The sequence below is a fragment of the Spirochaetae bacterium HGW-Spirochaetae-1 genome, assembly GCA_002839375.1.
Taxonomy (GTDB): Bacteria; Spirochaetota; UBA4802; order UBA4802; family UBA5550; genus PGXY01.
Genome location: PGXY01000002.1, coordinates 462338 through 477379, shown reverse-complemented (window position 1 = coordinate 477379; position 15042 = coordinate 462338). Strand labels below are relative to the sequence as shown.

12 protein-coding genes are annotated in these 15042 nt (G+C 45.7%); 5 read left to right on the top strand and 7 right to left on the bottom strand.

The window, feature by feature from the left end; all coding sequences use genetic code 11:
* Positions 1-89: 89 nt before the first annotated feature.
* On the top strand, positions 90-476 hold the full coding sequence (locus tag CVV44_04250; GenBank protein ID PKL40825.1) for an HU family DNA-binding protein: 387 nt from the start codon (positions 90-92) through the stop codon (positions 474-476).
* 94 nt (positions 477-570) lie between these two features.
* On the opposite strand, the gene CVV44_04245 is transcribed toward CVV44_04250, so the two are convergent.
* Positions 571-2601, bottom strand: a complete 2031-nt coding sequence (locus CVV44_04245; GenBank protein ID PKL40917.1) for an alkaline ceramidase — start codon at positions 2599-2601, stop codon at positions 571-573.
* Between the two features lie 472 nt (positions 2602-3073).
* On the opposite strand from CVV44_04245, the gene CVV44_04240 reads away from it, so the two are divergent.
* The 3 genes from CVV44_04240 (at position 3074) to CVV44_04230 (ending at position 5600) form a co-directional block, all read left to right on the top strand.
* Positions 3074-3850 carry a hypothetical protein gene (locus CVV44_04240; protein PKL40824.1) on the top strand — a complete coding sequence of 259 codons (777 nt, stop codon included), beginning with the start codon at positions 3074-3076 and terminating at the stop codon, positions 3848-3850.
* 25 nt (positions 3851-3875) lie between these two features.
* Positions 3876-4403 (top strand): hypothetical protein, encoded by a 528-nt coding sequence (locus CVV44_04235; GenBank protein PKL40823.1) that lies wholly within the window; start codon positions 3876-3878, stop codon positions 4401-4403.
* 99 nt (positions 4404-4502) lie between these two features.
* Entirely contained in the window at positions 4503-5600 is a 1098-nt protein-coding gene (locus CVV44_04230; GenBank protein PKL40822.1) for a hypothetical protein, read from the top strand.
* Here CVV44_04230 and CVV44_04225 read toward each other — a convergent pair.
* The 3 genes from CVV44_04225 to CVV44_04215 form a co-directional block, all read right to left on the bottom strand.
* Positions 5590-8367 (bottom strand): hypothetical protein, encoded by a 2778-nt coding sequence (locus tag CVV44_04225; protein PKL40821.1) that lies wholly within the window; start codon positions 8365-8367, stop codon positions 5590-5592. The genes CVV44_04230 and CVV44_04225 overlap by 11 nt on opposite strands.
* Before the next feature lie 16 nt (positions 8368-8383).
* Positions 8384-9463, bottom strand: coding sequence for a hypothetical protein (locus tag CVV44_04220; protein ID PKL40820.1), 1080 nt, complete (start codon positions 9461-9463; stop codon positions 8384-8386).
* Between the two features lie 120 nt (positions 9464-9583).
* Positions 9584-9892 carry a hypothetical protein gene (locus CVV44_04215; GenBank protein ID PKL40819.1) on the bottom strand — a complete coding sequence of 103 codons (309 nt, stop codon included), beginning with the start codon at positions 9890-9892 and terminating at the stop codon, positions 9584-9586.
* Positions 9893-10116: 224 nt separating this feature from the next.
* Here CVV44_04215 and CVV44_04210 point away from each other — a divergent pair, with 224 nt between their 5' ends.
* Positions 10117-11796, top strand: a complete 1680-nt coding sequence (locus tag CVV44_04210) for a chemotaxis protein (protein PKL40818.1) — start codon at positions 10117-10119, stop codon at positions 11794-11796.
* Positions 11797-11811: 15 nt separating this feature from the next.
* Here the strand turns inward: CVV44_04210 and speB are convergent, their stop codons facing one another.
* From speB to CVV44_04195, 3 genes are read right to left on the bottom strand one after another with little or no spacing between them, the layout of a single operon-like run.
* On the bottom strand, positions 11812-12702 hold the full coding sequence (gene speB, locus CVV44_04205) for an agmatinase (protein ID PKL40817.1): 891 nt from the start codon (positions 12700-12702) through the stop codon (positions 11812-11814).
* Positions 12699-13856 (bottom strand): carboxynorspermidine decarboxylase, encoded by a 1158-nt coding sequence (nspC, locus tag CVV44_04200; protein PKL40816.1) that lies wholly within the window; start codon positions 13854-13856, stop codon positions 12699-12701. The genes speB and nspC overlap by 4 nt, the downstream gene beginning before the upstream one ends.
* A complete protein-coding gene (locus CVV44_04195) occupies positions 13835-15013 on the bottom strand; it encodes a saccharopine dehydrogenase (GenBank protein ID PKL40815.1) in 1179 nt (392 codons plus the stop codon). The genes nspC and CVV44_04195 overlap by 22 nt, the downstream gene beginning before the upstream one ends.
* Between the last annotated feature and the right edge of the window lie 29 nt (positions 15014-15042).

Genomic DNA, 15042 nt, shown 5'->3' with positions numbered 1-15042 from the left:
ATTTTATTAAAATTATATTGACAGATTTCTTTCTTATGATGGCAAAGTAGTTATTATTTAATACCAAGTGAAATTAATTAGGAGTAATTATGGCTACAAAGAAAACCGAAAAAAAAGTCGCTGCCAAGGCAACGCAGAAAGCGAAGGTGAAATATCCTGAAAAATTTACCGCAACAGCTATTTCCAGCTACATTGCCGAAAAGCACGAGCTGCCCAAAAAGCAGGCCAAGGAAATACTCGACTCCCTTTACGATGTGATCAATGCCGGTGTCATGTCCGGTGAGCGCGTACCGGTTGGAACCATCGGCAAACTGCATGTACGAGTAAGACCGGCGACAAAGGCCCGTATCGGCAGGAACCCCGCCACCGGTGAAGAAATAAAAATCTCCGCCAAGAAAGCAACCAAGGTTCCTAAATTTTCTTTCAACAAAAATTTCAAAGAAGAAGTTTTGAAAGCAAAAATGAAAAAAGACTGACATATATAACAGTAGTGGCGTATATTCAGTAGGGGGCGGTTTATTAACCGCCCCCTACTGAATATACGCCACTACAAATGTCAAAACCATTTATTCACTGTAAAGTAAACGGCTTCGTTTCTCCTTCATAAGGGCTTATCCGACCGGTCCAACCGGATTTTTCATAACCGTAATGCCGGATGACATACATCCCCCTCGAGGCATTTTCAGTTCTCCAGCGAATGGTAATTTTCGAGTAGGCAATACCGTCCCTCTTCCATCGAAGTTCCGTTTCAGGATTCCAGTCCCTGGCTACGACAGCCAGATCATTCCCCTGTTCGTCAACTTTTACTATTTCAAGAAACGTTTTTTGGATCATGGGATTATTACGAAGATGCCCTCCCCAGAACACGGCCTCAACCGTATCGCCGATATTGTATTCGGCGGCCGGCTCGACTACGGTGTCACCGTATTCAACATCCACAGGCTTATCATCGAAGACAACGCCGGGAAGAAAATTATGCTGCTCTCCGGAAAGATCTGGCGGAGTAATAACCTTCTCAACTTTTTCACCTTTTTTCATGGCAGCGCAGAGTCTGCGGAATTCCTGCTGGAATGCCGCCAGTTCATTGGGACCGAACTGTGTGCATGCTCCTGCATAAGATTGCATTGCATACTCCTCCCTTGTTGCCATGTATGATGCATACGAATTGGCCAGACCGGCCACAACGGCATATTTCACACCGCTTCCCTTCATTTCATCGAGAACGGAGAATTTCAGCCGCCGCCCCGCCATGGTTGTTACTTCCGTGGGCTGCGCAGCAATAATAAGACTTCCCACTTTCAGAACCTGCACGGGCATGATCTGGGGAGTCATGGGGATATTTTTCAGGTTCAATGCCATGATCCCCGTGGGAATAAGAATGGGTTTCTCTTCATGACATTCCACATATGCCTCATCCAGGGTGTCGGGCCATATTATCCCCAGCACAGCCGGGAAAAATTCCGCCAGGAATGCAGTTTTTGCGTCTTCAGTCCAGTCAATGCTGTCGCGCGTTACACCGGGAGGGAAAAGAGGTGCCGGGCTCGGATTATCGCTGGGACTGCCCGATGCAAAAGAGGCTCCCATTGCCGCTGCGCAGGTAACACAGTTTTTTTCTTCAACGAAAAGTGTTCTCATATCTTTATACTCATGCCTGAAATCCACGCTTCCCTTCACATACTCCGCTGCGCCATTGTATAGTGCCACAGCCTTCTCATATTGACGCATGGTGACCTCATGCAGCCCGGTGTTTGTTTTAAAATCGATACTGTCGGGGGCCGGGCCGTAAGGAACGTTGGGCGATATATCTCCGGCATTGGCCTGGGCAAAAGCTGCGACGAAAGTCCTTTCAGCCTGGTAATCCGTTCCCTTGTCCCTTTCGAAGAGGTAGGAGGCGTAGCCCTTGTTATCACCGCTGATAAGGGTATTTTCCGGTCCTATATTGGTGGGATGCACGGCAAACCAGTTAATCATCCCCACTTCCTCGCCTTCAAGCGTAACCAGTTTCAGGAGAGTGAAACTGGTGTCCGTGTTGCTTTTATACAGGTCTCTTTCATTTTGGGGATTATTTTGATAAGCGAAGTCAGACCGCTGCCATCCGCAGTTGTCCAGTGTGCCTGTGTTGATGAGAATTTTTCCCGGTTGGAGATTATTGTGGGCTCGTTTTATCGATTCATAAATCCCCTCGACTATGACATTGAAATTATCTTCTATGAAGCCAAGTATGGTGACATTATACATGAAGTAATGGGAATACCCTCCGGGGCCGCTGTGAGTATGGATGGCCGAGAGGCATACATTGGATTCATCATAATACTTCCCCAGTTCCGGATCGCTCTGCAATTTCTCCGCTACTTTCATTTTTACGGCCTGGAACATCATGCCCGTATCGGTGCTGACAAAAACCACGCGCTTATTTCCGTCGCCTATGATAAAGGCACGGGACCGCAGCCTCATATGTATGCCCGAGGTCTTCTGCTCCATGACGGCAAATCCCATCATCCCCACTTCCGCAGCCGGACCGGTTATATCATATATGCCGGATCCAACAAGGTAAATACCGTCTTCTCCCGAGACACCGCCATCGGAAGAATTCTGTGTCATCCGTGGTGTCACGTCTTCATTCTCATAACAGGTTGCTGACATTGCCGCGGTAAGAATAATAAGAGCAATGACTAATTTTCTTTTCTTATGCGAGAGGTTCCCCGATGATTTTTTCATTGACGGATATCCTGTAAGAAGGTGATTATCCGTCCTTCCGGACGGTTTGCATTTAAAGTACCATGCAGGTCTTAACAATACAAGTGCAATTCCTGATTAATCAGAGATTGATTTGTTCTTTACAATAAAATTAACTTTGTTCACTATATACATAAACATTGCGTGACATAAGACTCGATTAGAGAGCATAACCGACATTTTTTTATAAATTGTTCAAATAAACCTTGCCGGGCGGTTCAAAATTATTTATATTTTAATGAAAGACACAGAATATTCGTAATATGCAATTCTATTATAACAAACTTAGATTGAAATCAAGTTGCTGCATTATTTAATCGATTATAAAAAACAGGGTATGACTATAAAGAATTTACCTCAGCATTTTCCTGGATTGATAGTTCTTATCTGTCTGATCACTTTGACCACGACGGTATCGGCTTGCTTTGATGATGACATGATTGATACAATTAATGAAGAAAATAATTATGTCGATTATAATGGTTTAGAACAAATACACAAAATATACTTCCCCATTACTGATACCGGGCAAGTTGACAGTAATACCAATCACTTCGGTGAAGATAGTGATTACTTAAATCTTCCAGCCATGTCATATACATCCCAAACTCTAGGAGGGGATGATGTCGTAGTTGATAACATTACAAGTCTCATGTGGACCAAATGTTCAATGGATTCAGGTGGCGTAATTGATTCAAGTGCTGACTGCAGCGGTATTGATCATTCAGGGACTCCCCCGAATGAAGGAGCATATACATGGACTAATGCCAAGAGCTCCTGTGAAAATCTAATTTTCGCAGGTTATGATGATTGGCGGTTACCTACTTCCCATGAATTATTTTCAATTACATATTTTGGGAATACCGAATCAAACGAGGCGGCAATTAACGAAACATTCTTTCCAAACACTATTTACAAGGATATTGGAGGATTTGCAAATTCCTTAACAGAATTGTTTGTGCTTGCTTTCTCAACTGATATAAAAAAATATTGGACATCGTCTTTAATTTTCTCCAGTGATTATGCAAGAACCATTAATTTCTATAATGGCGTCGCAAACTCAAATACCTTTGACTACGAATATGGTTTCGTGCGCTGTGTCAGAAACCAATAAGATAAGATAGAACTAATACAAAAGCATGAAAATAAAAAAAGCAATCTCTGCAGCATTTATGATGCTAACAGTATTGACTCTTAGCTATTGCAATAATGATTATATAACATATACTGATCCAATTACCAATCTTGTATGGACACGGTGTTCATTGACTGCTGATGGTAAAGTTGATACAACATATGAATGTTCAGCATCATCGGGAAAATTTTTATGGGAAGATGCTTTGGACATATGTGAAAATCTTAACTATGATAATAACAAATATGAATGGCGCCTACCTAATATACGAGAGTTACATAGTATATTAGCTGTGTACAGATCAACATACCCTCTAATCGATGAGAATATATTTCCAGGTGTAGATATTAGCCCTGGCTCTCCAATATCAAGTGTGTACTGGTCATCTACGACATACAATGCACGTTCCATCGATGCTGATCCCGCAGATAAAGACAATTATGCTTTAACTGTTGATTTTGTCTATGGAACTGTTTATCCTACAAATAAGATAGAAAATATAAATTTTGTCCGCTGCGTCGCCGGTCCGTGACCCATCTCCAACCAACCTGGACATCTTCAATTAAATTAATTCCCTTGCATTCATACTTTTTGTCTTGAAGAAAGAACTTGTTTTATTTAAAATCTCCTCATGAAAATAAATAAAAACTACTTGCTTCTCTCCATTATATTGCCGCTGTTTTTCATTGCCTGCCAATACCGCGTGGAGAACCTGGGCGTTTTCGGAACGAGCCGGCTGGAGCATGTCCTGGGCCAGGACGGCGTGACGTCCATTCCCTTCTCCGACGAGATAACGCTCTGGACCTTCGGTGATACCATTACCGGCTCATGGAAAAAGGAAGTCTCACCCGACGCTCCCTTTGCAGAACGGGCCGCCATGACGGGCATGATCCATAACACACTTGCCTTCACTGAAAAAGTGACGGAAAATAATATAACTTCTCTCAAGTTTACCTATTACCGCGAAAAGGGGAAGCTGGTATCTTTTCTGAAACATAAACCAGGCGAAAACCCCACACTTGACCGTCTCTGGGCTTTTGACGGCATACGGATTGATAATCGAGTATATGTCTATTATGTGCATGTTTATATTGAAAACCCCGCTAAGGCCCTGTCCTTCAGGGTTAAATCCGTGGGACTGGCCCGGTGGGATATTCCCGCGGGGTGGAAGCCTGGCGATCCCGTATCTTTTGTACGTTTGAAGGATATTTTCACCGGCGCGCCGCCTGCCTTCGGAGCGGCAGTCTTCCGCAAAGACGGATACATCTATACTATTGGTCAGTATTCGACACGGGACTTCAGGGCTCCGGTGAAGATCGCCCGGGTACCAGTTGAGCACATCGAAGACTCCGGTTCATATGAATTTCTTACGGGGAATGGGTCCTGGACCCGCATCATGTTAAAAGGTGATTCCTTTCTCAATGATGTGGCCGGCGAATGTTCACTGAGTTATAATGAATATCTCCGGTCGTATATTATCGTGTACTGCCAGGTATTCTCGGGGAAAGTAATACTCGTAAATTTTGAGGATTTCGCCGGCCTGAATAGAGCGGAGAAGAAGGTCATCTACGAGGCACCGTCGGTGCGGGTTGAAGATAAAGTCCAGGCTCCCTGGTATTATTCAGGAAAAGAGGTCATATCCTTCGGAAAAACCATGTACGCCATTTATATACATCCGACAGAATATCAGCCCTATCTTTTACGTATACGTCTTGGAACTATTCGGTAATATCAACAAGGATCAGGGTTATATCGTCCTCGAATGTTTCGTCGGGCTTTGGCCCGGACCATTTTCCAAGAGCATCTATCAGTCCAGCCTGGAATTCCGGCAACGGCAGATCCCGGTTTTCCATGATGTACCGCTTGAACCTGTCCTCGCCGAACATTTCCCCTTGGGCATTCCGCTCCTCGATGATTCCATCGGTAAAGAAACATATCCTGTCCTCTTTCCGTATATCGAACTCTCTGTTTACATACTGAGAATTTTCCTGATAACCGATAAGCCTCCCTTTGGCCATTACTTCAAACATCTCCCGTGTCTCCTTGCGCCAGATGTACACGGGCCAGTGTGCGGCACCGGAGGTTATAAGTTTTCCCCGGCTGCTGTCGATAAAGGTATAACTGGCAGACACAAACCTTCCGGAAATGTGGTTGAACATGACATCATTGATATTTTTCAGAAGAGCCGCCGGATCCGAGGCCCTGTCCCTGGACATGGAAAAGGCCGCCTTCAGCATGGAACCGATAATGGCGGCCGGCACTCCGTGCCCTGTCACATCGGCGATAAATATACCCATGATACCTTCGTCAACGCGGCAGAAATCGTAAAAATCCCCGCCAACGGCCAGCATGGGTTCGTATAACGCCTCTATTGTCAACCCTTTCATCAAAGGAGTGTCGGCGGGAATGATGGCCTGCTGGATCTTTCGGGCAATGGAAAGCTCCTCCTTGAGGAGGGATAGTTCGTTATAGCTCTTGACACTCCATTTCAGGCTGATGAGGTTTTGCACCCTTGAGAGAAGTTCACTCCTGTCAAAAGGCTTGGTAATATAATCATTGGCTCCGGCCTGAAATCCCGTCATGATATCCTGCGTCCTGTTTTTTGCCGTCAGCATGAGTATGGGGAGCTGATATGAAGGATATTTTTCTCGCAGAATTCTGCACACCTCGTATCCCGACATAACGGGCATCATGACATCAAGCAGAAGCATATCGGGAAGTTCATTCGTTTCCATATAATTCAGGGCCTCAACTCCTCCCGTAGCTATCTCTATGCGGAAGCCCTCGAGGCTGAGATAATTGGTCAGGACCTGCAGGTTGACCTCCTCGTCATCGACGATCAGGATAGTCCCGGCCGATCCCGCCGATTCCATTTTCAGCACCTTAAGCGCATGCACTTCATCGGGCATAAAATGAAGATTGTCATTTTCAGATACCTCCGTGTATTCCTGAATCATTATATCGTTCTGACTTTTAAAAAACCTGTCCGTTAGAGGCAGTGTGAAAATGAATGTGGAACCGTGTCCGTGAACAGATTCGACACGGATAGTACCCCCATGCAATGTCACCAGGTCCCGGGTAATGGCAAGCCCCAGCCCCGTTCCCCCGTATTTTCTTGATATGGATCCGTCACCCTGCTGGAATGAATCAAAAATACCGTGTATTCTGTCGGGTGGGATGCCGATCCCCGTATCCTGGACATGAATTTCCAGCTCTTCGGTGTTGATTCCTCCCATAATGGTCCTGACCGTTATTTCCCCTTCGTCAGTGAACTTGATGGCGTTGCCCACAAGATTAAAAAGTATCTGCTGTATCCTGTTTTCATCACCGTATATATAGGCCTCACCGGGTTCTATCCGGTTTTTAAGGATCAGATATTTGTTCTGGGCCAGGGGTTTCAATATGGAAAATACGACTTCAGTGAGAGAATGCATGTCAACTCTCGATAGTTTCAGATTGATATCGGCGTGCTTCAGCTTCGAATAATCAAGAATATCGTTGACGAGACGGGAAAGCCTGTTGCCGCTTTTAACTATCATCTGGAGATTGTGGCGCACATCGGAGGGAAGATCGCCTGCAACACCCTGGATCAGTGAATCGGCAATGCCTATAATCCCGTGAATGGGCGTCCGCAGTTCATGGGAGGTATTGGCAAGAAATTCATCTTTCAGCTTGTCCATCCGGGACAGTGCCCTGTTGGTATCCTCCAGCTCCATTATCTTATTTTTTATTATGCCTCCCATGTTGTTGAAGGTCTCGGCAAGCCCTCCCAACTCATCCCTGGAATCAATTTTTATTTTATGATCGTAATCCCCCTCCTCTATAGAACGCACCGCTTCCGTAAGTTTCTCTACCGGTTTGGAAATAAACCTGCTGAAAAGGAAGCCTATAAAACTAACTATAAGCATGGCTACGGCCGATGTAAGAAGAACGAAATTGCGAAGTTCCTTCATGGGCGTCAGAACCATCTCACGGGAAATCACTATTCGTCCAATGCAAAGGGGTTCTTTGCCCGACAGCGCACCGAAGGCTGTAAACTCAAGCATTCGCCCTTTTACTCCGGGAAGTATAATGTCCTCATAGTCCTTCCTGATTTTCTTTATTTTATCCAGGGCTTCAGAGGAAAGGGTCTGATCACTATACATAAGCTTTGTATTAAAGCTTTCATCATGGATTGCAGCCAGGACCCTTCCATTGAATTGCTTTTTTGTTGAAAGAAGTATGGCATCGGCATAGACCAGTCCTTCTTTCTGAAACGGCCGCAGAACTGATATCATCTCCTTGGCATCCACACTGGTTGTTTCAATATCTCCTCCATTCATGAGAATGATATTCAGTGTCGACTGGGCAAGAATACGTGCAGTTATTTTATGCTGCTGGGTAATGTTGTTCAGGATTGTTTGCTCCTGCCTGTCAAAAAAAAACAGGGAGAGGGGAAGCACGGCAAAAAGGATTAAAATAATAGTCATTAATATCAGTTTAATTCTAACGCTCATTCGTATCACTTATCAATCAGAAGCTTTCCAGGGCTTTCTTGCGCTTCTGGGCCCGGGGGAGATATATTTTTGCCGTATTGTTCTCGGGATCCACGAGCATGATCTTTTTCATTATGACAATACAGCTGTCATAATCCTTGCTTTCATATGAAGCCACACCTTCCTTTTCCCAGGTCGGAACCATCCGGATCATTTCCGACCGTATGCGTGATAATTCAACCCTGGATTCGGGATAATACACTGCCGATTGTTCCAACAGGGGGATTGCTTCCAGATATCTTTTTTCAATGATGAGCCTGCGTGCTTCCCGTTCCGCTCCTTCCATGCGGTCTATGGTATCAGCCAATTCCCTGGCCTGCTTATTCTCACGGTCTTTTTTAAGGACGGCCGATACCAATTCCCGGGCTTCAGAAATCCGTCCATGTTCAAAAGCCTCCCGGGCCCGGACAACTCCTGATGAAACGGTCTCCGGCTCTTTAATTCCCTTTACAGCAAAGCCCTCCTGGTTATCGTAACAATAGGTAACTCCCATTTTCACTTTTATCTCACTGTAAAGCAGGTTCGATAATGGAAGGGCACAGTATTCCAGAGATATGCGGCTTCCCATACCCCTGTAAAACGACGCAAGGACGCCCACTTCTGCGAACAGACCCGGTTTCAATGTTTTACTGGTAATATCGGTATCATTCGTATTGAGGTAAAAATAACTCGCCTGCATTCCCATGGCGGCGAAGGGGTTGACATATTTGTTGAGGGGGTATTGATACAAGAATCCGCCTTTAAGGGAAAACACATGCATGAAAGAAGAGGAGTTTCCGCTCAGTTCAATAATGGACCAGGCAGTTTCCAGTGTGATGTTGCCGTTTTTTACTAATCCTGTCAGGGGCAGTATGGGATTGAAAGCAAGCTGGAAACCGGGATTAAATTCAGGCTGAAATGGGCCCACAACAAATACCGGGGATGCAATTATCCCCCATGTCACGGACGAAAGATAACTTTTCCCTTTCCCTTCGGAAATGGACGCCACGGACATAATAAAGAACAATGAAATACTGCAAATAAAGAGTTTTTTCACGTTGCCAGCAACCATTTCCATTTAATCTGGCGACATAGTCTCTTATTTTAGTAAAAAAATCAAGTAAAAGAATGGGTTTATTCGATTGTCTTCTTTTATTTATCTGTGCCTATTTCTTCCGTAGTGTGCGCGGCATAATTATCATTTATCAAATATTTTAAATTTTGCGAGCACTCCCGTTACCTTTAGGAGCGTCTTTACATTGGGATTTACATTCATAAGAAAAAAGGCACACCCTCTCTTTTCAACTTCCTGCATAGTCTTTATGAGGACACCCAGGGCAAAACTGTTTACATACACGACATTTTTAATGTTCAGCACGATATTGGTAAATGCCTTATCCAGATTATTGATTATAAAGGAATCCAGTTCCTTTGCATTATCATAGGTAATATCTTCCAGCAGATCAAAAACAAGGTAATCCTCAATTTCTCTTTTTTTTATATTCATAGTCTAGTTGCGCCTTTCCTGCTATTTTTTAATTATTTATTTATAGCTGCATTTACTATAAAAATCAAGAAAAAAAAAATACTGCTCTCAGAACATTATAGGGCAATATATTGATCAGATGAAATTTGTCAATATGCCGGAAAAAAATATTTGTATTTTTCCAACATTAGCATATAATAAAACAACCTGCACTTTATATAAACATATATTTCGAGGAGGCACCAATGTCCATTTCATGGAAAAACTTTTCTCTTACACAGAAGATACTTGTGCCGGGAATCCTGATTATTATTATCTTTATTACACTCATGACAGGCTATTTTATTCCCATGATGAAAAAACAGCTGATAGAAGAAAAACGTACCTCCATCAGGCAGATTGTTGATGTCAGTATAAGCATCATTCAAAAACTCGATAATGATTATAAAATGAACCGGATTTCCCGCTATGCCGCCCAGACGCTGGCAAAAAACCTGGTCAGGGATGTACGTTACGGGACTGAAATGAAAGATTATCTATGGATAAACGATTTCGAACCAAAAATAATCATGCATCCTTTCCGGAAGGACCTGGAAAGAAAAAATGTATCCAACTATAAGGACCCCAACGGTAAAGCCCTCTTTGTTGAAATGGCAAAGGTATGCAAGAATAGCGGACAAGGGTTCGTTGATTACATGTGGCAATGGAAAGACAACAAGGATAAAATTGTACCTAAAATTTCCTATGTCAAATCTTATGAGGCCTGGGGCTGGATAGTTGGAACGGGGATCTATATTAAGGATGTAGAAGATCAGATAGCCTCCCTTTATTTCAAAATTTTCATTATCATGGGTCTTATTGTCGCTCTTTTCTTCTCCTTGATTATTGTCACGACGCGTAAAATTGTCAATCCCATCAAGGAAGGGCTTGAGTTCGCCCAGGGCATTGCCGCCGGAGACCTGACTGCCAGACTGACTGTTCTCAGCAATGACGAGACAGGCAGGCTCACAGGAGCACTGCGCGACATGCAGGTCAAACTTTCCGATGTTATAAAAAAAATTATTGTAAGCTCGCAAAGCCTGGCTCTTTCCTCGGGAGAAATCAACTCCACGTCCATTTCCCTCAGTGAAAGTGCCAATGAACAGGCAGCCAACGTTGAAGAAGTCTCGTCTTCAATGGAGGAAATGGGGGCGACCATAACCCAGAACGCTGAAAATGCCCGCATAACCGACGATATAGCACGGAAAACATCGAAGCAGGCAGAAGAAGGCGGCAAGGCCGTCTATGAAACCGTTGCTGCCATGAATATGATCGCTGACAAGATCACTGTCATAGAGGAGATCGCATACCAGACGAACCTTCTGGCGCTGAATGCTGCCATCGAAGCGGCCCGTGCCGGTGAACACGGCAAGGGCTTCGCCGTTGTGGCCGGAGAAGTGCGCAAGCTTGCGGAACGAAGCCAGGCAGCGGCCAAGGAAATCGGAGATCTTGCAGGAAAAAGCGTGGCCATTGCTGAACGGGCCGGTAAATTTCTCGACGAGATCATCCCCGATATCATCAGGACTTCAGACCTGGTGCAGGATATAACCGAGGCCTCGAAGCAGCAGGATGACGGTGTCTCCCAGATCAACAAGGCCATGGAGCAGCTCAACGAAATAACCCAGAGCACCGCTTCTGCTTCAGAAGAACTCGCCTCCACTTCGGAACTCCTGAAAAGTCATGCATTACAGCTCCAGACCGTAACAGGTTTTTTTAAAATTCAAACAATCGAAGAAACAGAAGAAGGGGACGATACAACAACAAAATTAATCGGTCACGGAACCGATACGGCAGTCGAAATTGAAAAGCTGCATGAGCTGATGATGAAGGGAATTATCACGAAAAAAGAATTCAGGAAGAAGAAGGAGCAGTATCTCACCACCTAGGGGAGAATACTTTATTCAATAATCCCGGCGAGCTATCATGCCCATTATATTATAGATGAGCCTGGCAGCGGTAAAATCCGGGGCGTGGAGTCCCCTGTGCGGCGCCAGTTCAACTACATCGAAGGCCATGACGCGGCGGTCACTTATAATACGGGCAAGAATATCCATGGTCTGGTACCACTCCAGCCCTCCCGGTTCCGGTGTTCCCGTTGAAGGCATTATGGCGGGAGTAAGAGCGTCAATGTCAAAGGTGAGATATAACTTTTCCGGCAAGTCGGGAGGAAGGACGATTGCCCCGTTCCCTGAAGCTGTCAGTTCAGCGGCGTCACAATGAGATATTCCCTTTTCTTTCCTCAGGACCACCTCGCCGGGTGAAAGACTGCGCACGCCGATCTGATAAAAGGGGACTCCCAAATCCAGCACTCTTTTCATGACACAGGCATGACTGAAAGGATCTCCTTCATAGCTCTCCCGCAGATCGGCATGGGCATCAAACTGAACAACTCCCACGGACCCGGCGTGTTCCTTCAAAGCCTCCACCCCTCCCAGTGTCACGGTATGTTCCCCGCCCAGCAAAACGGGGATACTGCCCATGGATAGAGACGCTGAAACGGCATTTTTAATTCGGTCCAGTACCACTCTCACTTTGCCATGGCATGATATTTGCGGAGTCGTATATATTCCTTTTTCCCCGGGCACGCTGAAACCGTCATAGAGCTCCAACTGCTGTGACGCACGCAATATAGCTGCAGGTCCGGCCGCTGTTCCCCCTCCATAGGAAACAGTCCTCTCCAGGGGAGCCGGTATTACATGAAAAAGCGATTTTTCGGCTTTCTGAAAGCCCAGTTCCGATTGAAGGAATCCCTGATGACTTTTTTTACTGTTAATATATTCTAAAATTTTCATGAAAGTCTGCTCCTGAAATCCCCGTAGCCGAATCGTTTAACAATAGTCAGTTCATTGTCGGCTTCACTGAAAATGGCAATGGAAGGCAGTTGTATCCCGTTAAAGGTATTGGTCTTTACCATGGTATAATGGGCCATGTCAAGAAATACAATTTTATCGCCGGGCTTCAGCGGCTCCGGGAATGAGTAATCACCGATGATATCGCCGGCCAGGCAGGATATTCCTCCCAATCGATAGGTATAAGGAAAATCACCGGGCTTTCCCGCTCCTGAAATAGAGGGCCTGTAGGGCATTTCCAGCACGTCGGGCATATGGGCCGCCGCCGATGTATCCAGAATGGCTATGTCCATGTCATTATTGATTATATCCAGTACAGATGCCACCAGGACGCCCGTGTTGAGCGCTACGGCCTCGCCCGGCTCCAGGTATACATCCACATTATATTTCTGCTTGAAATCATGTATTATACGGCAGAGAAGATCTATGTCATAATCCTCCCTGGTAATGTGGTGCCCCCCGCCGAAATTGACCCATTTCATGGATAGTATCAGGTCGCCAAATTTATCCTCGAAGGCCTTCACGGTCCGTTCAAGTGCATCGGCATTCTGCTCACACAGGGTATGAAAATGGAGCCCTGAAATTCCTTCCAGGTCTTCGCTCTTAAAAGCGGAGCGGCGGACACCCAGGCGTGATCGCGGAGCGCAGGGATCATAGAGAGGTACCGGGGCTTCGGAGTGCTCAGGGTTTACCCGGAGACCGAAAGAAACTCTGTCCAGGTTGTCCATCATGAGCGGTTTAAAGTGATGGTACTGGGAAAATGAATTGAAAACGATGTGATCCGAAAGTTCCAGAAATTCATGGAAGTCACTTTCACTGTAGGCCGCGGCAAAGGAATGAACCTCTCGGCGGAATTCCTCCCGGCCCAGGCGGGCCTCATGAGGTGAGCTGGCGCATACGCCGTGAAGATACGCTGCAACCAGGGGAAAAACGCTGAACATGGAAAAACCCTTCAGTGCCAGAAGAATTTTACAGCCCGTCGCCTTCTGCACTCCGTTAATGATTTTCAGATTCTCCTCCAGCGCCTCCCTGGACACTATGAAGCAGGGCGTGGGGACCAGCCCCATTTCGAGCTTTACAGAAAAATCTCTTTCCATGGCAGTCCATGTACATTCAGTTTTTCCATGAATGGGTCAGGATCGAACTGCTCCATGTTAAAAACCCCCTTGCCACGCCATTTTCCCGTGAGCATCATCATGGCACCTATCATGGCCGGTACACCCGTGGTGTAAGAGATGGCCTGGGATTTAACCTCGCGGTAGCACTCTTCATGATCGGATATATTATAAATATAATACTCCCTTTGCTTCCCACCCTTTGTTCCCGTTATGTGATTGCCTATACAGGTTTTCCCCTTTGTCAAAGGTCCCAGCGATGCCGGATCAGGCAGAAGGGCTTTCAGGAACTGCAGCGGCACAATATCAACTCCCTGGTACTTCACCGGTTCGATACCTGTCATACCCACGTTCTGAAGAACCTCCAGGTGTTTCAGGTAATTGTCGGAGAAGGTCATCCAGAACCGTGCTTTCTGTATCTCGGGAAAATGTTTCACCAGGGATTCCAGTTCTTCATGATACAGAAGATATATCTTTTTGTCACCAATTCCCTCGGGAAAATCGTACATTCTGGAAACTGACAGGGGATCGGTTTCAACCCATTTACCTTTTTCATAGAATCTTCCCCTGGCGGTCACCTCGCGGATATTGATTTCAGGATTGAAATTAGTGGCGAAGGGCTGGCCGTGGTCTCCGGCATTGCAGTCGATAATATCGAGTTCGCGCATTTCATCGAAATGATGCTTCTTCGCCCAGGCAGTAAAGACATTGGTGACGCCGGGATCAAAACCGCTTCCCAGGAGAGCCATTATCCCCCTCTCTTTAAACCTCTCCTGGTAGTCCCACTGCCACTGGTAGCAGAATCGGGCCTCATCGACAGGTTCATAATTGGCCGTATCGAGATAATCTACACCGGTTTCCAGGCACGCGTCCATGATGTGAAGATCCTGGTATGGAAGCGCCACATTTATGATCATATCGGGTTTGAACTTTTTAATGAGTTTCACCAGCTCAGGCACGTTGTCGGCATCAACCCCGGCCGTTTCAATTGGTCTCGGCAGCTGCTGCGCGATGCGGTCGCATTTCGACTTTGTCCTGCTGGCCAGCATAATATCCGTGAATACTTCTGGAACCTGGGCACATTTGTACGCCACGACCTGTCCCACTCCACCGGCACCTATGATCATAACTCTGGACATATCTTGCCTCCTTGTTTTTAAAGTCCCTG